Below are 23090 nucleotides of genomic sequence, written 5' to 3'. Positions count from 1 at the left end.
GCGTTACGTTCCCGCTGCGGCTTGGCATGGGCCCGCGCGCGCCCTACGATACGCGCCTCAGGAGGCCTTCTGCTTGCGTGTCGCACTGCTATCGTCGCTCGAAGCCGTTCCGGGCGAGCCGCAAGGCTTGCGCGGCGACCTGCCCGTGGGCGGTCGTTCGGTGCTGCGGCACCAGTTGGCGCTGGCGTTGGCGTTCGGCTGCAAGCGCATCGTCGCGCTGGCCGAAACGCTGACGGGCGAGCTGGTGGGGCTTCAGCACGTGGCCGAGGAGGGCGGCGCGCGCTTCCATGTCGTCGCCAATACGCGCGCGATCGTGCCGCTGGTCGCGCCGGAGGATGAATTGCTCGTGCTGGCCGATGGCCTGCTGGCCGCGCCGGGAGAGGCGCTGCGCCTGCTCGAAGCGGGGCCCGCCATCGTGACCCTGCCGGTCGAGACCGGGATCGCCGCCGGGTTCGAGCGGATTGACATCAATCATGCCTTTGCCGGGGCGATGCGTGTTCCCGGCCGGATTGTAGCGGGTCTGGGAGACCTGCCTTCGGACTGGAACCCGGTATCGGCGCTGCTCCGGCTTGCCGTGCAGGCGCACCTGACGATGCGCGATCTGCCGGGGCCTGTGTTCGCCGAAGGGCGCTGGGCGCTGCTGCGGACCGAGGCGGAGGCCCATGCAATGGAGCCGAAATGGCTCAGTCTTCATGCCGCGGGCGCTTTCGTCACTACGCCGACGGGCTGGCTCGCAGCGCTGGCGGTGCGCCTTGCCGGATCGGCGCTGCTCCATGCCGGAACGCGGCCGCTCGTGTTGCACCTTGCAGCCGTGGTTCTGGTCCTGCTGGGGCTGGGTGCTGGCTGGTTCGGCTGGACCGCAGCGGGCCTGCTGGCGTGCGGTCTGGGCGCGGTCGTATCCCGAACGGGAGATCTGCTGGGGCGGATCGAACGCAATGCGCTGCTGACGCGCGCGGCGCGGCTTTCGCCCGAGCGATTGTTCGGCTGGGCGCTCGATGGCGCCATCGTGTCGCTCTGCGCCTGGCGTAGCGCGGTGACGGTTGCGGTGGCGCGTGTCGGCGCGGGTGCAGAGGGGGTGGTCTGGCTGCAGCGCTGCTTTGCGCCAGTGGCGCTGCTGCTGGCACTGCGCCTGCTCGCGCGGGTGCTGCCGGCGAGCAGGCGCATGGCATGGTTCGGCGATCGCCTGCTGGCCACGGTCGTCCTTGCCATCCTGGCGAGTTCGCGGGCGTTCGATGCCGGGGTGGGCGCCATGGTGGTGGGCCTGCTGGCGTTCGCGCTGGCCCGCCCAAACCTGGGCCAGAATGGGGCAGCCATCGATGGACAAGCACCTAACGGCCCATTAACCAGCAACGTGTAAAACGACCGCATGGCACAACCCGCACAATCCGGCAGCGCGCCACGCGCCATCGAGGCTCTGTTGAAGGCAGATCTCGCCGTCGCCGATCGTGCCATCGCCAGCAACGGTCCGATCCTTGTCCACCTGCTGTGCAGTGATGACAATTCGATCTTCAGCGACGAGATTGTCGCCCGTGTGCGCGGCATGTTCAACGACCTGTCGCGCCAGCTTGTCGTCGCCTTGGCCGAGGCGGCGGGCCATGCCGATCCGCAGGCCTGGGCGCAAACCATCGTCGACGATCTTGCCCGCCAGCTCATGGCCGAGGAAGCGCTGCTTGCGCATCTTCACGCGCTGGCGCTGGAATGGCAGCTGACTGAACGGCTGCAGGGACGGCTGGCGCTGGATCCCGTGCTTCCGCCGCTGTTGCAGGCGCGCATCGCTTCAAGCGAGCCCGAAGTCTCGGCTACCGCGATGAACCTCCTCGCCGCGCAGGCGCGGTTCGGTCAATTGCAAAGGCGGATGCAACTGCCGCTCGCGGAACTGCCGTCGGACCTGTTCGACGGCGCGCTGGCGATGCTGCGCGCCTTTGCCGGAGACGACCCCGGGTCACGCGATTATGCGATGAGCGCGGAGCACAGCTTGCGCGCCCGGCGCGACGGCGATCGCAGCCGACTGGCGCTGTTGCAGCGGGTGCTTGCAGCGATTCCGGCGGGGGAGGCGGACTTGGCGCTGTCCGTCGAAAATGCAGGCGTCGGCATGTTCGTCTCGGCGATCGCGGCGGGCTCCGGCCAGCCCCGCGACCTGGCGATCATGGCGACGACGGAACGGCAACTGGCGCGCCTGGCACTGACGTTGGCGGCCTGCGGCCTGCGGCCCGAGGCGATTGCCGCGCAGTTCATGGCGCTCCATCCCGACGTGGCGCTGCCCGAAGGACTGGCGCTGCTGAAGGCGGATGCCGCCGCCGCCATCCTTGCCGATGCGGCGCACGGCCGACACGCGGCAGGATGATCGAGGCAACGCCCATTCGCGCCCGTTGCGATGCGGCCAACCGGCTGGTCGAGGCCGACGAGCCGCTCGCCGGGCTGCAACGTCGTTGCGGCGGCGAGATTCCCGGCCTCATCGCAGTGCCATCGCTGCTCGCGCTGGTGCGCAAGTCGCGCCGCGCCCGTCTTCCCCTGTCGCGCATGATAGTGGCGGTAGACGAAGGGCGCGCGATCGCGGCCTGGGCCTCGGTGCGCCCCAGTGCCGACGTAACCTACGTAGAACTCAGTCAGTGGCGGCCGACCAACATGGCACCGCCTGTTACCGATCTGGCCCCCCCCGAGGACCTGCTGCGGCAGCTTGCGGAGGGTGAACTGCTGCTTGATCCCGAACAGCGCGTGCTGGCGGCAGATTTGCGTGCGCCGGACTTGGGCGGGCTGGCCGCTGCGCTCGAACATGGTGCCGGACGTTTCTGGACGGACTTCGTACGGCTCGACCGCGCCGGTGCGAAGCAGCCGCTGCACTGGCGGCTGCTCGATGACGTGACCTTCGCGGTGTCGGGGTCGCTGCGCCGCTGGCGTGCCCGCATCCTTCCGCAAGTCGGCGGGCGTTTCGCGCTGCTGATGCTGCCTGAAACCATCGATCGCCTGCCGCATGAATTGCCCGACACGGTGACCACGCAGCCGGCGTGGAACAGCCTGCTCGGTCGGGATCTGGCGCCTGCATTGCGTCAGCCGATCAACCGGATCATTGCCAATGCCGAGACGATCCGTACCCGGTTGGCGGGGCCGCTGGCGGACGAATATGCGAACTATGCGACCGATATCGCCGAGGCGGGGCGGCACCTGATGGGGCTGATCGAGGATCTCGCCGACCTCGAAGCGGTGGAGGCGTCCGATTTCAGCCCCGCGCCCGATCATATCGATCTGGCCGATTGCGCTCGCCGTGCGGGCGGCATTCTCTCGGTGCGCGCGCGGGAATGCGGCATCGTCGTCGAAACGCCGCCGGCGTCCGAAACCGCGCCTGCGATCGGAGAATTCCGCCGCGTGCTGCAGGTGCTGTTGAACCTCCTGTCGAACGCCTTGCGCTATACGCCCGGCGGCTCGACCGTGCATATCACCGTTGGCGTGGAAGGCCGGACCGCTTGGGTTTCGGTATCGGACGAAGGCGAAGGTCTGACCGCGCAGCAGGCCGCGCGCGTTTTCGAGAAGTTCGAAAGGCTCGGCCGCAGCGGAGATGGCGGCAGTGGTCTAGGATTGTACATCTCGCGCCGCCTGGCGCGCGCGATGGGGGGCGATCTCCAGGTCGCCGCAACCCCCGGAAAAGGCGCCTGCTTCGTACTGACGCTGCCTGCCGATCAGGCAGAAGCCCTTCGCGTCGGGCTCTAGCGCCGCCGTCCGGCGCGCAGCAGGAGGACGAGGCCGAGCGCGGCCAGCAGCAATCCCCACAGCGCCCACTGGCGCTGGGCCAGCATGAAGCTGGAGGCGGGCCACATCAGCAGACCCGTGCCCTGGGCCATCCAAAGCAGTCCCATGAAAATGGCGGCCATGCCGATGATTTTGAAAACCACCTTCATCGCCACCATTCCCTTTTCGTCAATGTGGCACCGAAGGCGTCGCAGTCACGACGCCGACGGCACCTGGCGCATCAGCGCTTGTCGAGCGGCACGTAGTCGCGCTGCGTCGGGCCGGTGTAGAGCTGGCCCGCCCGGTTTTCCTTGGAAAACCGGCACAAAACCAACTCCGCGCCCGACCTGCATCAGCGCTTGTCGAGCGGCACGTAGTCGCGCTGCGTCGGGCCGGTGTAGAGCTGGCGCGGACGACCGATCTTCTGGCCGGGATCGCTGATCATTTCGTTCCACTGCGCGACCCAGCCCACGGTGCGGGCCAGAGCGAACAGCACGGTGAACATCGTGGTCGGGAAACCGATCGCAGAAAGGATGATGCCCGAATAGAAGTCGACGTTCGGGAACAGCTTCTTCTCGATGAAGTAGGGATCGTTCAGTGCGATCTCTTCAAGTCGCAGCGCAGTCTCGAACAGCGGATCGTTGACCTTCAGCGCGTCGAACACTTCGCGCACGGTCTTCTGCATCACGGTCGCGCGCGGATCGTAGTTCTTGTAGACGCGGTGACCGAAGCCCATCAGGCGGAACGGATCGTTCTTGTCCTTGGCGCGCTCGATGTAGTGCGGGATCTTGTCGGGCGTGCCGATTTCCTTGAGCATGTTGAGCGCGGCTTCGTTCGCGCCGCCATGCGCGGGGCCCCACAGGCAGGCAATGCCTGCTGCCATGCAAGCGAACGGATTGGCACCCGAGGACCCTGCAAGACGCACGGTCGAGGTCGAAGCGTTCTGTTCGTGGTCGGCGTGCAGGATGAAGATGCGGTCCATCGCCTTTTCGACGGCGGGGATCACTTCATATTCCTCGGCGGGGACGCCGAAGGTCATCTTCAGGAAGTTCCCGGTGTAGGACAGCTTGTTGTCCGGGTAGATGAACGGCTGGCCGACCGAATACTTGTAGGCCATCGCGGCGATCGTCGGGATCTTGGCGATCAGGCGGTGCGAGCTGATCTTGCGATGCACCGGGTCCGAGATGTCGGTGCTGTCGTGATAGAACGCCGACAGCGCACCGACCACCCCGCACATCACCGCCATCGGGTGCGCGTCGCGACGGAAGCCGCCGTAGAAGCTCGAAAGCTGTTCGTGCACCATGGTGTGGCGCGTGATCGTGCGGCTGAACTCGTCCAGCTCGGCCTGGCTCGGCAGTTCGCCGTTGAGCATCAGGTAGCTGACTTCCATGAACGAGCTGTGCTCGGCCAGCTGGCCGATCGGGTAGCCCCGGTGCAGCAGCACGCCTTCGTCGCCATCGATGTAGGTCAGCGCGGAATCGCAGCTGGCCGTCGAGGTGAAGCCGGGGTCATAGGTGAACATCCCGGTCTGGCCATAGAGCTTGCGGATGTCGATGACGTCCGGGCCAATCGTGCCGCTCTTGACCGGCATCTCGATGGTCTTGCCGTCGGCGGTCAAAGAAGCCTGGTTATCGCTCACGCTACGCCCTCCTTGTTCAATGTGCGGTTCCGCATCCGGGGATTCATGCCGCCTGGTCGCGGATACGAGCCAGCGACTCGTCCTTGCCCAGCAGCGTCAGTACGTCGAAAATTCCGGGCGAGGTAGTCGTCCCGGTCAAGCTTGCGCGCAAGGGCTGGGCAAGCTTGCCTAGCCCAAGTCCGAGGTCGCCGGCCATCGCCTTGAGGCTCTCTTCCAGCGCTTCGTTGGTCCAGCTCGCGGCAGCGTCGAGCCGCGCGGCGATCTGCGCCAGCAGGGCGCGCGCATCATCGGTCAGCAGCCCTGCGGCCTTTTCGTCCACCGGCAGCGGACGCTGGGTGAACAGGAACATCGCGCCGCGCGCCAGTTCGTTGAGGTCGGCGGCTCGCACCTTCAGCACCGGCATGGCTTGCGTCAGCAGGGCCAGGTCGCGCTCGGCATCGAACGACGCCACCAGCGCGGGGAGGCGCTGCGCGACCAGCCCCGCCAGCCGCACATCGTCGGCTTCGCGGATGTAGTGGCCATTGAGGTTCAGCAGCTTCTTGAGATCGAAACGCGAGGCGCCCTTGTTGACATCGACGATGTCGAACCACTCGATGGCCTGCGCCGTGCTGATGATTTCCTCGTCGCCGTGGCCCCAGCCCAGACGCATCAGGTAGTTCAGCACCGCTTCGGGCAGCAGCCCCATCTCGTCGCGATAGGCATCGACACCCAGCGCGCCGTGGCGCTTGGAAAGCTTGGCCCCGTCCGCACCATGGATCAGCGGGATGTGGGCATAGGCAGGGTCCGGCCATCCGCCCTCGATCGCATGCATCGCGCGGATGAGGACAAGCTGGCGGAAGGCGTTGTTGATGTGGTCATCGCCGCGGATCACGTGGGTAACGCCCATGTCATGGTCGTCCACTACCACCGCCAGCATATAGGTCGGTGTGCCGTCGCTGCGCAGGATCACGTAGTCGTCGATCTCGGCGTTCTGGACCGTGATCGGGCCCTGCACCAGATCCTCGATCACCGTTTCGCCATCACGCGGCGCCTTGATGCGCACGACGTAGGGCTTGTCCGTCGGCCAGGTTGCGGCATCGGCATCGCGCCAAGGGCTGGCGATGCGGAACGGACGCTTTTCGGCCTGCGCATTCTCGCGCATCGCGGCCAGCTCTTCTTGGGTCAGGAAGCAGCGATAGGCGTGGCCTGCCTCGAGCAGCTTGTGCGCCACTTCGGCGTGGCGATCGCTGCGCGCGAACTGGAAAACGGCGGGTTCGTCACCGCCCAGGCCCAGCCATTCCAGCCCGTCGAAGATCGCGTCGATCGCCGCGTCGGTCGAACGCGCGCGGTCGGTATCCTCGATCCGCAGCAGGTAGGTGCCGCCGTGATGACGTGCGAACAGCCAGTTGAACAGCGCGGTGCGCGCGCCGCCGATATGAAGATAGCCGGTCGGGGAAGGGGCGAAACGGGTAACGACGCCAGAGCGGTCCGAACCGCCGGCAAGAGCCGATCCTGCAAAAACGGTATCAGTGGCGCTTGCCATTTTCGAGCCGCGATCCTTCCAGTGCATTCGTATGGCGACCCGAGCCGCAGACTCGTCCGCACCCGAACCGGAAGGCTGGCTTCCGGCCCGTTCGGCGCGGCATTGGGACAAACTGAGACGCTTGTCTAGTGTGCAGCGCACAATAGAAAAATTCCTTGCGGGGCGCGATCTGGAGCGCGGGCCATGGCTGGTTGTTGCCTTCGGCCTTGGTATCGCTGCATGGCTGCTGCTGCCCGGCCGGGTGCACTGGCTGGCCTTCGGAACGCTGTGCGCTGCGGCGGGAACGGGTGCTTTGGCGCTGGATCGCGAAGGCGAATACCAGCGCCTGCGCCTTGCCGTGGCATCGCTGTGCCTGATGGGCCTGTTCGGTCTCGCGGTGGTGTGGAGCAAGTCGGCGCTGGTTGGCGCGCCGGGGATTGCGCATCCGACTTTGGTCGAGGTGCTGGGGCCGGTGATCGACCGGCAGGATCGCGGCGCGGAAGACACCATCCGTCTGGTCGTGGCGACGCGACTCGAGCCGGCAGGTCCGGTGCGGCGCGTGCGCGTCAATTTGACCTCGGCGCAGGACGATCCTGCGCTGGTCGAAGGCGCGCAGGTGCGCTTGCGCGCGCGGCTGATGCCGCCTGCGCCGCCGATGTTGCCCGGCAGCTACGATTTCGCGCGTGCGGCCTGGTTCCAAGGGCTTTCCGCAACGGGCCGCGTCCTTGGCCGGCCGGTGCTGGTCGCGCCCCCGCCCGGCGGTGGCTCGCTGGGGCAGGTACGCCGTGCGCTGGCCGATCACGTGCGGGCGCGGCTCGCTGGTTCGCCCGGTGCTATTGCGGCAGCTTTCGCCAGCGGCGATCGCGGCGCCATAGCGCAAGCCGACGAGGACGCGATGCGCGACGCCGGGCTCAGCCACCTGCTCTCGATCAGCGGATTGCACGTCAGCGCCGTGGTCGCAGCGGTCTACGTGCTGGTTATCCGCTTGCTCGCGCTGGTTCCGCCGATCGCGCTGCGCGTCCGCCTGCCCTTGGTCGCGGCGGCGGCGGGCGCGCTGGCGGGCATCGGCTACACCATCCTTACCGGATCGGAAGTGCCGACGGTGCGCTCGTGCGTCGGTGCGGTGCTGGTGTTGGGTGCGCTCGCGCTGGGGCGCGATCCGCTGTCCTTGCGCATGGCCGCGGTGGCGGCGTTCTTCGTGCTGCTGTTCTGGCCCGAATCGCTGTGGGGACCCAGCTTCCAGATGAGCTTTGCCTCAGTCATCGCGATCATCGCCTTTCACAATGCGGCGCCCGCGCGGCGTTTCCTCGCCCCGCGCGACGAAGGCACCGTGACCCGCCTGCTACGCCATCTTGCGCTGCTGCTGGCGACGGGCGTGGTGATCGAACTGGTGCTGATGCCGATCGCGGTGTTCCACTTCCACCGCGCCGGTCTCTACGGCGCGGCGGTCAACGTGGTGGCGATTCCGCTGACCACCTTCGTCACCATGCCGCTGATCGCGTTGGCACTGGTGCTCGATCTGGCCGGATGGGGCGGGCCGGTGTGGCTGGCCGTGGGCAAGTCGCTCGACCTGCTGCTGTGGATGGCGCATGTCACCGCCGCGCAGCCGGGCGCTGTGACGATGCTGCCAGGCATGACCCGCGCCACCTTCGGCCTGTTCCTTGGCGGATTGCTATGGCTGGCGTTGTGGAGTGGGCGGGTGCGCCTTGCCGGGGTGGTCCCCATCGCGTGGGCGAGCGCGATCGTGCTGCTTTCGCGCGCGCCGGATGTGCTCGTGTCTGGTGATGGCCGCCAGGTCGGCGTGGCTATGGAGAGTGAGGGCAACGGTGCAGTCCTGCTGGTGCTGCGCGAGGGCCGCAGTGATTTCACCCGCGACACCCTGCTGGAAGCGGCCGGCCAAGCCGGCGACGTAACGTCCATCGATGCTGCGCCGGGCGCACGGTGCAACCCCGACTTCTGCCGACTCGAGCTGCGCCGTGCGCGGCGTCCCTATGTCCTGCTGATGAGCCGGGGTCGCGATCTCGTTCCGATCTCCGACCTCGCGCGGGCCTGCGCCACCGCCGATATCGTGATCGCCGACCGCCGCCTGCCTCGCGCCTGCCAGCCTCGCCTGCTCAAGGCCGACCGCGCGCTACTGCGCCGGACGGGCGGACTCGCCATTGATCTGACCACGGGCGACGTCCGCACCGTCGCCGAAACGCAAGGCCGACACGGCTGGTATCCCTGGCCCACCATTCCCGACGCTGACGGCACGAAGGCAGTCCAGCCGCAGCGGGGCGTCCATTCCCCGCAGCCCAAAGCCCCGCCGCCTCAGTGATAGCGGCGCAGGAGGCCCGCCAGCTTGCCCTGGATCTGCACTTCATTGGGTGAATAGAACTGCGGGTCATAGGCGGCGTTGGCCGGATCGAGCCGCACCATGCCCTTTTCGTGGCGAAGGGTCTTGAGCGTGGCTTCCTCGCCGCGGATCAGCGCCACCACGATTTCGCCATCGCGTGCGGTTTCGGTGCGGCGCACCAGTGCGAAGTCGCCGTCGAGGATGCCCGCTTCGACCATCGAGTCCCCGGAAACTTCCAGCGCGTAGTGCTCGCCCGCGCCGAGCAGCGCGGCGGGGACAGGGAGGGTCGCGGTGCCTTCCAACGCCTCGATCGGGGCGCCAGCTGCGATGCGGCCGTGCAGCGGCAGCTCGATCACATCGTTGGCAGGTTCCGGTGCGCGCGCAGGCGCACGCAGTGGCGGCGTGGCGGTGTTGCTGTTGACCGCAGCCGGCGCCGCAGAGGTCGGCGCCGCTATGCCGCCATCGGCGCCGCGCAGCACTTCGAGCGCGCGGGCGCGGTTGGGGAGCCGGCGGATGAAGCCGCGTTCTTCCAGCGCGGAAATCAGGCGGTGCACGCCCGACTTGGACTTGAGGTCGAGCGCCTCCTTCATTTCCTCAAACGAGGGCGAGATACCCGATTGTTCGAGCCGGTTCTGGATGAAGGTCAGCAATTCGTGCTGCTTGCGCGTCAACATCGGCGCGTGCTCCCTATAGCCGTTCCATCGCCGCCTGCTCTGTTCCTCTGGCGAACGAATGCGGAACGAATAAGCAACCATCAAGGGGGCGTCAAGCAATTCCGCCAGTTTCGAGCAGATAAACCGGAACATCCGTTCCGGCCGGAACCGCGGCCGCGCCCGCCTCGCGCACCACCAGCGCATTGGCGCGCGCCAACGGCGTCAGCGCACCCGAATCCTGCAAGGGATCGAGCGCTACCGCCCGTCCGTCCCAGTACGCGCGCAGGAACTCCATGCGCCCGCCCCCTGCGGCCATGGCACCCGTCAGCGGTGCCCGGATCGGGTGGGGCAGGGGCTCGGCCGCGCCCGAGGCGGCGCGCAGCAGTGGCAGCATGAACAGGAAGCCGGTGACGAACGCCGAGGCGGGATTGCCGGGAAGTCCGAGTATGACTTGCGCCACCGCGCCAGATCGCTGTCGCCGCCCGACCAGCAGGGGCTTGCCCGGCTTGATCCCCACGCGCCAGAAGTCGATCTCGGCGCCCGCGGCTTCGAGCGCGGGGCGGATCAGGTCATGATCGCCCACCGATGCGCCGCCGCTGGTGACGATGATATCGGCCTTCTTGGCCTGATCCAGTGCGGCGACCAGCGCGTCGAGGCGATCGGGCACCGGGCCGATGCGCGTCACGTCGACCGGGCAGAACGCGGCGAGCGCGGCCAGCATCGGGCCGTTGCTGGCGGGAATTTGGTGCGGTTGCAGGGGCTTGCCGGGGCCGGCCAGTTCGTCGCCGCTGTCGATCACGGCAAGGCGCACCGGGCGGCGCACGCGCAGGTACTGGTGGCCGCCCGCAATGGCGAGCGCGATCTGCGCCGGGCCGATACGCGTGCCCACGCCCAGCAGGGGTGTGTCGGCGAGAAAGTCCATGCCCTCAGGCCGGATGTGGCGCCCGACGGGCGAGGGGGGCGTGCCGGTAAGCGTGACGGCATCGCCTTCGCGCGCGGTGTCCTCCTGCAAAAGCACCATGTCGGCACCATCGGGCAGGCACGCGCCGGTGCTGATCCGCACTGCCTGTTTCGAGCCGATCCTCCCGGTGAAGGGATGCCCGGCGGCGCTTTCGCCGATCACCGTCCACGGGCCCGGCAGATCGGCGGCGCACAGGGCATAGCCGTCCATCGCCGAAAGCGGAGCGTCGGGCTGGGTGCGGCGCGCCGTCACCGGGTGCGCGAGATAGAATCCGCCGCATTCGGCCACGGCGCGGTGCTCCACCGGCAGTTGCGGCGCGAGGAACAGCAGGCGTTCCTGCGCCGTGCGCAGTGGCAGCGGCGGGGTCTTGGTCGGCGTATCGGTCATGCGCGGTCTTCCTCAACGGCCTTCCAGTCGCCCGACTTTCCGCCGCGCTTTTCGATCAGGCGAACCTGTTCGATGACCATGCCTTTGTCGATCGCCTTGGCCATGTCGTAGATCGTCAGCAGTGCGATGGAGGCAGCCGTCAGCGCCTCCATTTCCACGCCCGTCCGCCCGGTCAGTGAAGCGCTGGCGGTCACCTCCACGCCCCGGTCTGTCATCCTGAAATCCACCGTCACCGCATCGAGCGCCAAGGGGTGGCACAGCGGGATCAGTTCGCCCGTCTTCTTCGCGGCCAAGATCCCCGCAATGCGCGCGGCCGCCAGCACGTCGCCCTTGGGCACCGCGCCATCGCGGATCGCGGCGACCGCCTGAGCGTTCATGCCGATATGTCCGCGCGCCACCGCAACGCGCTGCGTCTGCGCCTTGCTGCCGACATCGACCATGCGGGCATGGCCCGCCGCGTCGAGATGGGTGAGGCCCGTCATCGGTGCGAGCGCTCGAGTTACGTGGTTCTGCGAAAGTTCATGGCGTTGTCCATGCCAGAACCCCGCTTCGGGGAACAAGGCAAATCGCGCGCCGCACTCGCCGGGCGGCGGGCAGTCCGCTAAGGCGCCGGGGCACCGCAAAAGGAGATTCGCGTGGCCGAAATCGTGGCGCGGCGGCTGGTCTACGACGGCTGGTACAAGTTCTGGCGGCTGGAAGTCATGTTGCCCGATGGCATGGTGGTGGAGCGCCACCTGCTAGACAACGGTCAGGCCGTGGCGGTCCTGCCCTACGATGCGGTGCGGCGCGTCTGCATGCTGGTGAGCCAACCGCGCGCGGCGGTGTTGGCGGCGGGAGAAGCCCCATTGCTCGAAGCGATCGCGGGCAATCTCGACGCGATGGCGCCCGAAGCGCGCATCCGTGAGGAAGCGCTGGAGGAAGGCGGCCTGCGCCTCGGCCCGCTCGAGCCGGTCGCCAACATCTGGCCGATCCCGCCGGTCTCGACCGAGCGCGTGATGCTCTACCTCGGCGAATATTCCTTAGCCGACCGCGTGGCCGAGGGTGGCGGCGCGGACGGTGAGTTCGAACACATCTGCGTCCACGAAGTGTCGCTCGATGCCCTGCGCGCCATGGCGCTGGCGGGCGACCTTACCGACGCCAAGACACTGGTGCTGGCCCAGGCGCTGTTGCTGCGCCGGCCGGAGCTGTGGGGCTGAGGGGCTAGCCTTCCAGCAGCGCCCGCGTTGCTGCTGCCACGTCGTCCTGCCGCATCAGGCTTTCGCCGACGAGGAACGTGCGTGCCCCGCAATGCTCCAACCGCAACAGGTCCGCGTGGGTGTTGATGCCGCTCTCAGCGACCAGCAGCGTGCCGGCGGGCGCGAGCGGGGCGAGACGTTCGGTGGTGCCGAGGTCGGTGACGAAGCGCTTGAGATCGCGGTTGTTCACGCCGATCAGGCGCGAGTGCAGGCGCGCGGCGCGTTCCATTTCGGCTTCGTTGTGGACTTCGACGAGCACGTCCATGCCCTGTTCGCGTGCGGCGTCCTCGATCTCGGCCATTGCCACGTCCTCCAGCGCGGCGACGATGATCAGGATCGCGTCCGCTCCGATCGCGCGCGCTTCGGCGCACTGCCAGGGATCGATCATGAAGTCCTTGCGGATCACCGGCAGATCGCAGGCGGCGCGCGCTTCGATCAGGAAGTCTTCGTGGCCCTGGAAATAGGGCGCGTCGGTCAGCACCGAAAGGCACGCAGCACCGCCCGCCTGATAGGCGCGGGCGTGATCGGCAGGGCGGAAATCGGGGCGGATCAGGCCCTTGGATGGGCTTGCCTTCTTGATTTCGGCGATCAGCGCATAGCCGCTGGCAGCGCGGGCGCGCAGCGCGGCCTCGAACCCGCGAGGGGGCGTCTGTTCGCTCGCGCGCGTGGCAAGGTCTGCGAGTGTGGTGGCGGCCTTGCGGGCGGCGACTTCTTCGCGCTTGGTGGCGCAGATTTCGGCGAGCTTGTCGGTCATGGCGTCCGGGCCTTAGCGGGGTTTTCGTCCGCTGGGTAGGGTGCGGGAGGCCGGGTTTTGCGCAGAGACGCTGCCCTGGCGGGGCAGCCGCCCTTGCTTGCAAAGGCCGAGATCAGGGCAGGCTGGAGGCAGGGATTGGCCTTGCCGTCAGCGATGGCTCTGTGCCTCTGCGCGAAACACCCTACTTCAGCGCGTCGATCCAGCAGTTGAGCAGGGCGTTCGCCAGCCCCTTGTCGATTGCTTCGGCAGCTTCCTCGACACCTTCGTGCCAGGAATGCGCCTCGCCCGCGACGATCAGCGCGGCGGCGGCGTTGAATAGCACGGCATCGCGATAGGGGCCATGTTCGCCCAGCAGCAGCGCGCGCAGGGCAGCGGCGTTATGGTCGGCATCGCCCCCGCGGATCGCTGCGACCGGATGAACCGGCAGCCCGGCATCGGCGGGCGACACGCGGCGCATCAGCACGCGCGCGTCCTTCACTTCGGCCACTTCGTTGCCGCCCGCAAGGCTCAGTTCGTCGAGGCCTTCGTCACCCGAAACGACAAGGCCGTGCTCGCTGCCGAGCGCCAGCAGCGCGTCTGCATAGATCGGCACGTAAGCGGGCCGTGCGATCCCGACGAGTTGGCGCGTGACGCCTGCCGGATTGGCCAGCGGACCCATCAGGTTGAAGATCGTACGCCGTCCGATCGCCTTGCGGATCGGCATGATCCGGCCCATTGCCGGGTGGTATTTGGCCGCGAACAGGAAGCCGATGCCGATATCGGCCAGCGTCGCCTCGGCGGTCTCGGTCGCGCGGTCGAGGTTCAGCCCGAGCGCCTCGAGCGTATCGGCTGCGCCCGCCTTGGAACTGGCGGCGCGGTTGCCGTGCTTCGCCACGGGCACGTCGCAGGCCGCCACGACCAGCGCCACGGCGGTCGACACGTTCAGCGTGTGGTGCCCATCGCCGCCGGTGCCGCACACGTCGATGGCGCCTGCAGGCGCGCTGACCGGGATCATCCGCGCGCGCATGGCCCGTGCCGCGCCGGTGATCTCGCTCGCCACTTCGCCGCGATCCGACAGCGCAAGGAGGAAACGTGCGATGTCCTCATCCGCCGGGCCGCCATCGAGGATCGTGCCGAACAGCGCCTCGGCCTCGTCCGCCACGAACGGGATGCCGGTAACGTCGGGAAGGCGGGTGCTCATTGCGACGATCAGGCTGCGCGGGCGAGCGGAGCCATCCCGCAGATGCGCAGGAAGTTGGCGATCATCGCATGGCCGTGTTCGGTGGCGATGCTCTCCGGGTGGAACTGCACGCTGTGGATCGGCAGCGACACGTGGCGGAAGCCCATCACATGCGTATCGTCGGACCGTGCGTTGACGATCAGGCAATCGGGCACGTCCTCGACGATCAGCGAGTGATAGCGCGTGGCGATGAACGGGCTCGGCAGCCCTTCGAACAGTCCTGTGCCATCATGCGTGACGGGGCTGGTCTTGCCGTGCATCAGCCCGCCGCGCACGACCTTGCCGCCGAAGTGCTGGCCGATCGATTGGTGGCCCAGGCACACGCCCAGCAGCGGCTTGCCCGCCTGCGCGCAGGCGGCGACCAGATCGAGGCTGATCCCGGCTTCGTTGGGTGTGCAGGGGCCGGGCGACAGCAGGAACCCGCGCGCGCCGGTGGCGATGGCCTCAGCCGCGCTCATCGCGTCGTTGCGGATCACTTCGACCGTGGCACCCAGCTCCATCAGGTAATGGACGAGGTTCCAGGTGAAGCTGTCATAGTTGTCGATGACGAGGATGTCGGGAGGTAGAGCCATGAGGGAAGTGCCTTACTGTCCGAACCGGGGCTCGCTGGCGACGCGGATCGCTTCGCGAGCGGCAGCGAACAGCGCGCCGGACTTGGCCTCGCATTCGCGCTGTTCGTATTCGGGATTGCTGTCGGCCACGATGCCCGCGCCTGCCTGCACGTGCAGTACGCCATCCTTCAGGATGCCGGTGCGCAGGATGATGCAGGAATCGACCGAGCCATCGGGAGCAAAGTAGCCGACGCCGCCAGCATAGGCCCCGCGCGTCTCCGGCTCCAGCTCGGCGATGATTTCGCAGGCGCGGACCTTGGGAGCGCCGCTGACGGTGCCCGCCGGGAACCCGGCGAACAGCGCATCGACGCTGTCGGCGCGGCTCGTGTCCAGCTTGCCCACCACGTTCGACACGATGTGCATGACGTGGCTGTAGCGCTCGATCGTGTAGCTTTCGGTGACTTTCACCGTGCCCGCCTGCGCCACGCGGCCCACGTCGTTGCGGCCAAGGTCGAGCAGCATCAGGTGCTCGGCGCGTTCCTTGGGATCGGCGAGCAGGCTGGCCTCGTTCTCGCGGTCCTCCTGCGGGGTGCCCCCGCGCGGACGGGTACCCGCGATGGGCCGGATGGTCACCTCGCCATCGCGGATCCGCACGAGGATTTCCGGCGACGATCCGACCAGCGCGAAGCCCGGCAGGTCGAGGAAGTACAGAAACGGCGAGGGGTTGATGCGCCGCAGCGAGCGGTACAGCGCCGAGGCCGGAAGCGGGAAGGGCGCGGTGAAGCGCTGCGCCAGTACCACCTGGAAGATGTCGCCCGCCTCGATGTAGTCCTTGGCCTTGCCCACCATCTCCGCATACTGCTCGGCTGGCATGACCGGGGTGCGCGCGACCTCGACCGGCTGGGCAAGCTGAGTATCGGCAGGCACCGGGTCCGACAGGCGACGCAGCGTTTCGTCGATGCGGTCGGCGGCGGCTTCCAGCCGGTGCGCCGGATCGCCCGCGCCCGCCCACACCGGGGCCACCGCGACGAGTTCGTCCGACAGGCGATCGAACACCAGCAGCACCGTCGGCCGCACGAACAGCATGTCGGGCAACACCAGTTCGCTGTCCGGCGCGCGCGGCAGCTTCTCGACAAGGCCGATGGTCTCGTAGCCGAAATAGCCGACGAGGCACGCCAGCGCAGGAGGCAGGCCCTCGGGCACGTCGATCCGGCACGCCTCGACCAGCGCGCGCAGTTCGGCTAGCGCATCGCCGTGCAGGGGCGCGAAGGCGGCACGGTCGTGCCGCCAGATGCCGTTGACTTCGCAGGCATGCCCGGTGGCGCGGAACACCAGATCGGGATCGAGTCCCAACAGGCTGTAGCGCCCACGCACCTCGCCGCCCTGCACGGATTCGAGCAGGAAATCGCCGCGCCCGCTCTCGATCAGCTTCAGCGCCGCACCCACCGGCGTTTCGGTGTCGACGATCAACTTGCGCCAGATCAACGCGGGCTTGCCGTTTTGCAGGGCCTCGGCGGCGGCGTCCCAGTTTTCGGGACGGGCACCGGCAGCAACGGGCAGATCAAGCGCGCTCGTCATCGTCTTACTGGCCACCACCAACAAGCTGCGTGCGCACCGCGCGGATGCCGTCGGCATTGCGCTTCACGCCCACTTCGTTGCGGATGGCGGTGCGCAGCGCCTCGGCGTATTCGCGGCCGAGCGAGGCACCCAGTTCGCGCGCGGCGGCGGGCACGATCGGATCGTCGGCCTTGACCTCGCCGGGGATCACCTTGGCCAGCGACACGATCACCCAGCCCGACTGGTCGGGGGCGAGGATCGACTTGGAAGTGCCCTGCGCCATCGCGAACATCAGCGCCAGCGCTTCGGGAATGCGTGGCTGCATCGCGTTGAGTTGCTCACGGCTCATCGCCACGGGGCTGGGCGGGGGCAGCGCGACGCCCGCCGTCTTGAGCGCGTCGGCGAGCGGCGTTCCCTTCTTCAGCGCGGCAAGAATGCCGTCGCGCGCGGTGCGGGCCTTGATGCCGCCTGCGTCGATCGCCCAGTCGCGGGCCACGCGCTCGCGGATCTGCGCCAGCGGAGCGGGGGCGGCAGCTTCGATGCGGGCCACGTCGAACATCACGACCTTGCCGCCCGATGCCTCGGCGATCTGGGCCTGGCCTTCGCGCTCCATGGCAAAGGCAGCCTGCACCAGCGCAGCGGCTTCGGGCGCGGGCTTGACGCCCGGCTTGCCGAACACCGCGCCATCGGCCTGGAGCGGATCGGAGGTAACCAGCGTCAGGCCCAGCGACTTCGCCGCATCGGCCAGGCCGCCACCATTGCTGAACTGTTCCTCGATCTTCGCCGAAATGTCGGTCAGCGCGGCGCGGCGCTTTTCGGCGGAAATCGCGGCAGCGATCTCGCCACGCGCCTGGTCGAGCGATTTGCCGGGGTTGGCATGGACCGCTTCGACGCGGATCACGTGCCAGCCGATCGGGCTCTTGGCGGGGGCGGTAACCTTGCCCTGTGCGGTCGCGAACACGGCATCGGCCACCGCGCGCGAGGTCTGCGACGTGAGCGCATCGCGCGTCAGGCCCGGCAGCTTCGCGCTCGACAGGCCCTTGGCCTTGGCCGCGGCATCGATTGCCTTGCCCCCGGCGATCTCGGCGGCGAGCGCCTTGGCGGTGGCTTCGTCGGCGACGATCACCTGCGCCAGATCGCGCGTCTCGCTCGGCGCATAGGCTGCGGCGTTCAGCTTGTAGCGCTGCTGGATCTCGGCTTCGGTCGGGGCGGGAGCCGTCTTTACCGCGGTATCATCGAACACGGCGTAGCGGATCGTGCGGCGCTCGGGCACCATATACCGTTGCCCATGCGCCTTGTAGAACGCGGCCAGCGCGGCGTCGTCCGGGCCCTGCTTGGGCGCAAATGCGGCAGCGGGCACGAAGGCGAAGGCGCCCTCGCGCTTTTCCTTCAGCAGCGAGGCATAGCGCAGCGCAACCCCTTGCGGGAACTGGGCGCCGAAGCTCGCCGGCACCAGGATCTGACGGGCCATCAGGCCCTGCGAGATGTCGGTGCGGACCATCTTGTCGCTAAGGCTCTTCTGCGCGAGCAGCTGCTTGTAGGCGCTTTCGCTGAACTTGCCGTCGGGCCCCTGGAAGGCGGGAATCTTGACGATTTCGCTGTCGACGAGGCGGTCGGACACGGCCAGGCCGTGCTGTTCACCCCACTGGACCATCGCGGTACGGTCGATCAGACCCGTCAGCACTTCGTCGAGCGCGCCCGCGCCGAGGAAGTCCTTCATCGTCAGCTGCGGGTTCTGCTGGCGCTCGCCCTCGAAGGCGTTGGTCACGGCCTTGCCCAGTTCGGCCGTGCCGATGCGGGCCTTGCCGATCGTGGCCACGCGGTCACCCCCGGCGACCCCGCCAAAGCGCGAGCCGGTAACATCCGCCCCGGCAAAGGCCAGCGCGATCAGGCCAAGGAACACCAGCGCGACCAGCGCGCCGATGCGGGAATGAATCATGGAGCGCAAGAAACTCAGCATCGCAGCCGATCGTCCGAATAGGGGTTATGCAACAGCGCGCTGCCTTAGGAGCCAAACGCGCTTCCCGCAATGGCGCTTGAGGGGGCGCTTGCGCGGCCTGTCGCGTCGCAAGGACGTGGGAAAAGCGTTCAACCGTTTTGCATTCGGTCGCCGCATTTGATAGCCGCGCCAGCAGAATTTGCGGGAATCACCAGATCAGGGGGGCTAGTCGAAGCCGATGTCGCATCGACCCTATATTGTCGGCAACTGGAAGATGAACGGGACGCGGGCCATGCTCGCCGAGGCGCGCGCGATCGATCGCGCGGCGCAGCGCTACCCCGACGTCGATATCGCGCTGGCCCCGCCGTTCACCCTGATCGGCGCGCTGCGTGCCGAAGTTACCGGCATCGGCGTTGGCGGGCAGGACTGCCACGTCGCGGTCAAGGGCGCGCACACCGGCGACGTCTCCGCTGCCATGCTGTCGGACATCGGCGCCGACTTCGTCATCCTCGGCCACAGCGAGCGCCGCAAGGACCATGGCGAAAGCGACGCGTTGGTGCGGGCCAAGGCCGACGCGGCGCTCGCCGCTGGTCTCGGCGTGATCGTCTGCGTGGGCGAAACGCTCGAAGAACGCGATGCTGGCAAGGCCGAGGCGGTCGTTTCGGGCCAGATCGACGGTTCGATTCCACTGGGCGATGCCGCTGCCGATGCGGTTGCCGCGGGCAAGGTCGCGGTCGCCTATGAGCCCGTGTGGGCCATCGGCACCGGCCGCGTCGCCGAAGTGGCCGACGTCATCGCCATGCACGCTGCCGTGCGCGCGCGTCTGGTCGCCGCCTATGGCGATGCGGGCGAGAAGGTGCGCATCCTCTACGGTGGCTCGGTCAACGCTGGCAACGCCGCCGATCTCCTTGCCGCGCCCGGCGTGGGCGGGGCGCTGGTGGGCGGCGCTAGCCTGACTGCCGATGCCTTCCTGCCGATCGTCGCGGCGGCTGGTTCGGGCGAGGCCTGAGCGCATTTGCATTGCATTAGGGGCAGGGCGCGGGTTGCGCTCGGCCCCGCCTGCGCCTAGATGCGCCGCAACAGTTTCAGCGAGACCCGGATGTCGCTCTTCATTTTCCTTACCGTCGTGCAGGCGCTGGTTGCAGCCGCTCTGGTCGGCGTGATCCTGATCCAGAAGTCCGAAGGCGGTGGCCTCGGTGTCGGCGGCAGCCCCTCGGGCTTCATGTCGGCGCGGGGCGCGGCTGACTTCATGACCCGCGCGACTACCGTGCTGGCGACGCTGTTCGTCGTGCTGTCGATCGCGCTCGCGGCGCTGGCCGTCAGCCAGAGCTCGGGCCGCAAGATCGATACCTCGCTCGATCGCACCGTGCCTGCCGCGCCCGCTGATCCGCTGGCCCCGGCGCAGGGTGCCCCGGCCGCCGCGCCGGTTGGCTCCACCCAGCAGCAGGTGCCCGCTACCGATCCGCTTTCGCCCGCCGCGAAGCAGTAACCTTCGACGGGCAGGGGCGCCGTACAAGGCGCCTCGCCGCAACCTTCCGCATCGGCCGATCGGGCCTCGCATCATCGGATGCGGGGCCAGATGGCTTTTTTCGTGTTCTGCTTGTGGATTGCCGCGATCATTTCGGCGGCAACCGCTTGCGCGTGTGCAACTTCTGACGCTAAGGCCCAACTCCCATGGCGCGGTACATTTTCATCACCGGCGGCGTGGTTTCCTCGCTCGGCAAGGGACTCATGGCAGCGAGCCTCGCGGCTCTCCTGCAAGCGCGCGGCTATCGCGTGCGAATCCGCAAGTTCGACCCCTATCTCAACGTCGATCCGGGCACGATGAGCCCGTATCAGCACGGCGAGGTGTTCGTGACCGACGACGGGGCCGAGACCGATCTCGACCTTGGCCACTACGAGCGCTTCACCGGCGTCTCCGCGCGCCAGGCCGACAACATCACCTCGGGCCGCATCTATCGCGACATCATCGCCAAGGAGCGCCGTGGCGATTACCTCGGCGCGACGGTGCAGGTGATCCCGCACGTCACCGACGCGATCAAGGACTTCGCGCAGGCCGAGACCGACGATCTCGATTTCGTGCTGTGCGAGATCGGCGGCACCGTGGGCGACATCGAGGGCCTGCCCTTCATCGAGGCGCTGCGCCAACTGCACAACGAACTGGACCGCGAGCTGACCTGCTTCGTCCACGTCACGCTGGTGCCCTACATCGCCGCCGCGGGCGAGCTCAAGACCAAGCCCACGCAGCACTCGGTGCGCGAACTGACTGGCCTTGGCATCCAGCCCGACATCCTGCTGTGCCGCTGCGAGAAGCCGCTGCCCGAAGGCGAACGCGCCAAGATTGCGCAGTTCTGCAACGTGCGCAAATCGGCCGTCATTCCCGCGCTCGATGCCGCCAGCATCTATTCGGTGCCCTTGCAGTACCATGCCGAGGGTCTCGACAGCGAAGTGCTGCGCCATTTCGGCCTGACCGCACCCGATCCCGATCTGGCGCGCTGGGACGATATCGTCGATCGCCACCAGAACCCCGAAGGCGAAGTGACCATCGGCGTCGTCGGCAAGTACGTCGGCCTGCAGGATGCGTACAAGTCGCTCAACGAGGCGCTCGTCCACGGCGGCATGGCCAACCGGGTCAAGGTCAACGTGCGCTGGATCGATGCCGAACTGTTCGAGAAGGAGGACGGCGAGATCGCCGCCCATCTCGAACCGATGCACGGCATTCTCGTCCCTGGCGGCTTTGGCGAGCGCGGCTCGGAAGGCAAGATCGCCAGCGTTCGCTTCGCCCGCGAACGCGGCGTGCCGTTCTTCGGCATCTGCCTCGGCATGCAGATGGCCTGCATTGAAGGCGCGCGGAACACCGCCGGGATCAAGGACGCCAGCTCGACCGAGTTCGGCCCGACCAACGAACCCGTTGTCGGCATCATCACCGAATGGATGACCGCCGAAGGCCTCGAAACCCGCCAGGCCGGCGGCGATCTTGGTGGCACCATGCGTCTCGGCGCCTATCCGGCCAAGCTGGCGGGCAACAGCCACGTCGGCCGCGTCTATGGCGCCAGCGAGATCAGCGAACGCCACCGCCACCGCTACGAAGTCAACGTCGCCTACCGCGAAGCGCTGGAAAAGGGCGGCCTCGTGTTCTCGGGCATGTCGCCCGATGGCCTGCTGCCCGAAATCGTCGAGCGGCCCGACCACCCGTGGTTCATCGGCGTGCAGTTCCACCCCGAACTCAAGAGCCGCCCCTTCGACGTCCACCCGCTGTTCAAGGGCTTCATCGAAGCCGCCGTGAAGCAGGCGCGGTTGGTGTAAATCAGCCCACCCCCGCCTGCGGGAGTGAAGCACTAGGCAAAGTCCCCCTCCCGCAAGCGGGAGGGGTTAGGGGTAGGCAGCGCCACAGCGCCACCCCCCGAAAACTACCCCATCATCTCCGCGCAGATCTCGTGAAACCGCCGGATGCCGCTTTCCAGCGTCCCGAGCGTCAGATCGACCACCGCGCCCGACGACAGCCCCTGCTGCCCCAGCTCCGCCGCGCGAAAATCTTCCGATCCGAACACCCGCCCGTCGAGCAGCTCCCAACTGCGCTGCCAGTGATCGCGCGCCTTGTCGTCGGCGGGTGCTTGCGGAATCAGCATGAAATCCTCGACCAGCGTGCGGTCCACGCCGCGCGGCATGATCGTCATCAGGTTCACGTAATCGGGGCTGACGACCACGACCGTCGCCGGGAACAGCTGGTAGGCGAATGTTCCCAGCCGCCGCAGCGTCGGCCAGTCCGACAGGTCCAGCCCTTCCATCTCCGCCGCGCGCCCCACCAGCGAGCGCTGGTGCGGGCCGATGCGGTCGCCCGCCGTCACCCCGTCCTTGAAATAGGGCGCGATCGAGCCTGAATGCAGCCGCAACACGTGGTAGCTTTCCAGGAAAGCGTCCATGATCAGCTTCCAGTTCGCGGCCACGTCATGCGTCCGGCGCGCGAACAGGTGGTGCCCGCCAAGGTCGATCGCGCCGAAATCGGCGCTGATCGCGGCGGCATTGGCAAAGTCCGCCGCGACGGGCGCGAACCAGATCATGCCGCCCGATTCCATGCTCGGCAGTTCCACCAACCCGTGCGCGGCCTTGTCGAACCCCGGAAAGGTTTCGGGGCGGGGCAGGGCGAGCAGCCGCCCGTCGGTGGCATAGGTCCATGCGTGATAGGGACAGACCATGCGCGCGCCGCACTGGATCGCGCTGCCTTCCACCAGCCGCGTGCCGCGATGGCGACACACGTTGAGGAACACGTGCGCACGCCCCTCTCCATCGCGCGTGACCAGCAGCGGGCGCCCGGTGGCATCGTGCGGCAGCGCCATGTTGCGGTCGGGCAGCAGCGCGGACGGAACCAGCACTTGCGGCAGGCGATCGAACAGGCACGCCTTTTCACGCGCCCAGTGCAGCGGATCGACATAGGCCGAGGCCGGGACATGGGTGATCTGGCCCGATGCGTCCGCGCCCCCTTCGGCAATGCGCCGCGCCAGCGCGATCTGGCCTTCGGTGGGCCTCAGGTCGGTCATGATCCTCTCCGTTTTTTGCGTTGCACCCGGCCCACCCCGCTGCGACTAGGCCGCCTTTCAGGCGACCAAGTCTCGCGCCCCTCCCGCAAGCGGGAGGG

General features: G+C 67.9%; 20 protein-coding genes. 8 read left to right on the top strand and 12 right to left on the bottom strand.

Annotated features, from left to right (window positions below; genetic code table 11):
- Nucleotides 1–73: 73 nt before the first annotated feature.
- From K3A84_RS03065 to K3A84_RS03055, 3 genes are read left to right on the top strand one after another with little or no spacing between them, the layout of a single operon-like run.
- Nucleotides 74–1357, top strand: coding sequence for a hypothetical protein (locus tag K3A84_RS03065; protein WP_225007751.1), 1284 nt, complete (start codon nt 74–76; stop codon nt 1355–1357).
- A gap of 9 nt (nt 1358–1366) precedes the next feature.
- Entirely contained in the window at nt 1367–2344 is a 978-nt protein-coding gene (locus K3A84_RS03060; RefSeq protein ID WP_225007748.1) for a hypothetical protein, read from the top strand.
- A complete protein-coding gene (locus K3A84_RS03055) occupies nt 2341–3705 on the top strand; it encodes a sensor histidine kinase (protein ID WP_225007746.1) in 1365 nt (454 codons plus the stop codon). The genes K3A84_RS03060 and K3A84_RS03055 overlap by 4 nt, the downstream gene beginning before the upstream one ends.
- Here K3A84_RS03055 and K3A84_RS03050 read toward each other — a convergent pair.
- The 3 genes from K3A84_RS03050 to gltX all read right to left on the bottom strand — a co-directional run bounded on the left by K3A84_RS03050 (nt 3702) and on the right by gltX (nt 6884).
- Nucleotides 3702–3893 carry a hypothetical protein gene (locus K3A84_RS03050; protein ID WP_225007741.1) on the bottom strand — a complete coding sequence of 64 codons (192 nt, stop codon included), beginning with the start codon at nt 3891–3893 and terminating at the stop codon, nt 3702–3704. The two genes, K3A84_RS03055 and K3A84_RS03050, sit on opposite strands and share 4 nt — an antisense overlap.
- Nucleotides 3894–4075: 182 nt before the next feature.
- The gene (locus tag K3A84_RS03045) at nt 4076–5362 is read right to left on the bottom strand and encodes a citrate synthase (protein ID WP_225007738.1); all 1287 of its coding nucleotides are present in this window, start codon (nt 5360–5362) and stop codon (nt 4076–4078) included.
- A 43-nt stretch (nt 5363–5405) separates the two neighbouring features.
- Nucleotides 5406–6884 (bottom strand): glutamate--tRNA ligase, encoded by a 1479-nt coding sequence (gene gltX / locus K3A84_RS03040; RefSeq protein ID WP_225007736.1) that lies wholly within the window; start codon nt 6882–6884, stop codon nt 5406–5408.
- Nucleotides 6885–7014: 130 nt separating this feature from the next.
- Between gltX and K3A84_RS03035 the strand changes: the two genes are divergently transcribed.
- The gene (locus K3A84_RS03035; protein ID WP_225007733.1) at nt 7015–9180 is read left to right on the top strand and encodes a ComEC/Rec2 family competence protein; all 2166 of its coding nucleotides are present in this window, start codon (nt 7015–7017) and stop codon (nt 9178–9180) included.
- Here K3A84_RS03035 and lexA read toward each other — a convergent pair.
- From lexA to moaC, 3 genes are all read right to left on the bottom strand, one after another.
- Complete coding sequence (gene lexA / locus K3A84_RS03030) at nt 9174–9872, bottom strand: transcriptional repressor LexA (protein ID WP_225007731.1); 699 nt, start codon at nt 9870–9872, stop codon at nt 9174–9176. The genes K3A84_RS03035 and lexA overlap by 7 nt on opposite strands.
- A 91-nt stretch (nt 9873–9963) precedes the next feature.
- Nucleotides 9964–11199 carry a molybdopterin molybdotransferase MoeA gene (locus tag K3A84_RS03025; protein ID WP_225007729.1) on the bottom strand — a complete coding sequence of 412 codons (1236 nt, stop codon included), beginning with the start codon at nt 11197–11199 and terminating at the stop codon, nt 9964–9966.
- Entirely contained in the window at nt 11196–11681 is a 486-nt protein-coding gene (gene moaC / locus K3A84_RS03020; protein WP_225007727.1) for a cyclic pyranopterin monophosphate synthase MoaC, read from the bottom strand. Before moaC ends, K3A84_RS03025 begins: the two co-directional genes overlap by 4 nt.
- Nucleotides 11682–11834: 153 nt before the next feature.
- Here moaC and K3A84_RS03015 point away from each other — a divergent pair, with 153 nt between their 5' ends.
- Complete coding sequence (locus K3A84_RS03015) at nt 11835–12395, top strand: NUDIX hydrolase (protein WP_225007726.1); 561 nt, start codon at nt 11835–11837, stop codon at nt 12393–12395.
- A 4-nt stretch (nt 12396–12399) separates the two neighbouring features.
- On the opposite strand, the gene trpC is transcribed toward K3A84_RS03015, so the two are convergent.
- From trpC to K3A84_RS02990, 5 genes are all read right to left on the bottom strand, one after another.
- Nucleotides 12400–13188: an indole-3-glycerol phosphate synthase TrpC gene (trpC, locus tag K3A84_RS03010; protein WP_225007724.1), complete on the bottom strand. Its 789-nt coding sequence runs from the start codon at nt 13186–13188 to the stop codon at nt 12400–12402.
- Between the two features lie 181 nt (nt 13189–13369).
- Nucleotides 13370–14368, bottom strand: a complete 999-nt coding sequence (trpD, locus tag K3A84_RS03005; RefSeq protein ID WP_225007722.1) for an anthranilate phosphoribosyltransferase — start codon at nt 14366–14368, stop codon at nt 13370–13372.
- 8 nt (nt 14369–14376) lie between these two features.
- Nucleotides 14377–14979, bottom strand: a complete 603-nt coding sequence (locus tag K3A84_RS03000; protein ID WP_225007721.1) for an anthranilate synthase component II — start codon at nt 14977–14979, stop codon at nt 14377–14379.
- A 12-nt stretch (nt 14980–14991) separates the two neighbouring features.
- Entirely contained in the window at nt 14992–16536 is a 1545-nt protein-coding gene (locus K3A84_RS02995) for an anthranilate synthase component I family protein (protein ID WP_225007718.1), read from the bottom strand.
- Between the two features lie 4 nt (nt 16537–16540).
- Nucleotides 16541–18475, bottom strand: a complete 1935-nt coding sequence (locus K3A84_RS02990) for a peptidylprolyl isomerase (RefSeq protein WP_225007715.1) — start codon at nt 18473–18475, stop codon at nt 16541–16543.
- Nucleotides 18476–18692: 217 nt separating this feature from the next.
- On the opposite strand from K3A84_RS02990, the gene tpiA reads away from it, so the two are divergent.
- The 3 genes from tpiA to K3A84_RS02975 all read left to right on the top strand — a co-directional run bounded on the left by tpiA (nt 18693) and on the right by K3A84_RS02975 (nt 21760).
- Nucleotides 18693–19463 carry a triose-phosphate isomerase gene (tpiA, locus tag K3A84_RS02985; RefSeq protein ID WP_225007712.1) on the top strand — a complete coding sequence of 257 codons (771 nt, stop codon included), beginning with the start codon at nt 18693–18695 and terminating at the stop codon, nt 19461–19463.
- A gap of 90 nt (nt 19464–19553) precedes the next feature.
- The gene (secG, locus tag K3A84_RS02980; protein ID WP_225007708.1) at nt 19554–19943 is read left to right on the top strand and encodes a preprotein translocase subunit SecG; all 390 of its coding nucleotides are present in this window, start codon (nt 19554–19556) and stop codon (nt 19941–19943) included.
- Nucleotides 19944–20128: 185 nt separating this feature from the next.
- Nucleotides 20129–21760: a CTP synthase gene (locus K3A84_RS02975; protein WP_225007704.1), complete on the top strand. Its 1632-nt coding sequence runs from the start codon at nt 20129–20131 to the stop codon at nt 21758–21760.
- A 104-nt stretch (nt 21761–21864) separates the two neighbouring features.
- On the opposite strand, the gene K3A84_RS02970 is transcribed toward K3A84_RS02975, so the two are convergent.
- Entirely contained in the window at nt 21865–22992 is a 1128-nt protein-coding gene (locus tag K3A84_RS02970; protein WP_225007702.1) for an aromatic ring-hydroxylating oxygenase subunit alpha, read from the bottom strand.
- Between the last annotated feature and the right edge of the window lie 98 nt (nt 22993–23090).

This window comes from Novosphingobium percolationis, assembly GCF_020179425.1.
GTDB classification, from domain to species: Bacteria; Pseudomonadota; Alphaproteobacteria; order Sphingomonadales; family Sphingomonadaceae; genus Novosphingobium; species Novosphingobium percolationis.
The sequence above is the reverse complement of the archived record's forward strand: the minus strand, read 5'-3'. Positions and strand labels throughout refer to the sequence as shown.

Coding starts and splice junctions, on each gene's coding strand:
- secG (WP_225007708.1), top strand. CDS start 19,554: ATGTCGCTCTTCATTTTCCTTACCGTCGTGCAGGCGCTGGTTGCAGCC.
- K3A84_RS02970 (WP_225007702.1), bottom strand. CDS start 22,992: ATGACCGACCTGAGGCCCACCGAAGGCCAGATCGCGCTGGCGCGGCGC.
- K3A84_RS02990 (WP_225007715.1), bottom strand. CDS start 18,475: ATGCTGAGTTTCTTGCGCTCCATGATTCATTCCCGCATCGGCGCGCTG.
- K3A84_RS03060 (WP_225007748.1), top strand. CDS start 1,367: ATGGCACAACCCGCACAATCCGGCAGCGCGCCACGCGCCATCGAGGCT.
- lexA (WP_225007731.1), bottom strand. CDS start 9,872: ATGTTGACGCGCAAGCAGCACGAATTGCTGACCTTCATCCAGAACCGG.
- K3A84_RS03055 (WP_225007746.1), top strand. CDS start 2,341: ATGATCGAGGCAACGCCCATTCGCGCCCGTTGCGATGCGGCCAACCGG.
- gltX (WP_225007736.1), bottom strand. CDS start 6,884: ATGGCAAGCGCCACTGATACCGTTTTTGCAGGATCGGCTCTTGCCGGC.
- K3A84_RS02975 (WP_225007704.1), top strand. CDS start 20,129: ATGGCGCGGTACATTTTCATCACCGGCGGCGTGGTTTCCTCGCTCGGC.
- trpC (WP_225007724.1), bottom strand. CDS start 13,188: ATGACCGACAAGCTCGCCGAAATCTGCGCCACCAAGCGCGAAGAAGTC.
- K3A84_RS03000 (WP_225007721.1), bottom strand. CDS start 14,979: ATGGCTCTACCTCCCGACATCCTCGTCATCGACAACTATGACAGCTTC.
- trpD (WP_225007722.1), bottom strand. CDS start 14,368: ATGAGCACCCGCCTTCCCGACGTTACCGGCATCCCGTTCGTGGCGGAC.
- K3A84_RS02995 (WP_225007718.1), bottom strand. CDS start 16,536: ATGACGAGCGCGCTTGATCTGCCCGTTGCTGCCGGTGCCCGTCCCGAA.
- tpiA (WP_225007712.1), top strand. CDS start 18,693: ATGTCGCATCGACCCTATATTGTCGGCAACTGGAAGATGAACGGGACG.
- K3A84_RS03050 (WP_225007741.1), bottom strand. CDS start 3,893: ATGAAGGTGGTTTTCAAAATCATCGGCATGGCCGCCATTTTCATGGGA.
- K3A84_RS03025 (WP_225007729.1), bottom strand. CDS start 11,199: ATGACCGATACGCCGACCAAGACCCCGCCGCTGCCACTGCGCACGGCG.
- moaC (WP_225007727.1), bottom strand. CDS start 11,681: ATGACGGGCCTCACCCATCTCGACGCGGCGGGCCATGCCCGCATGGTC.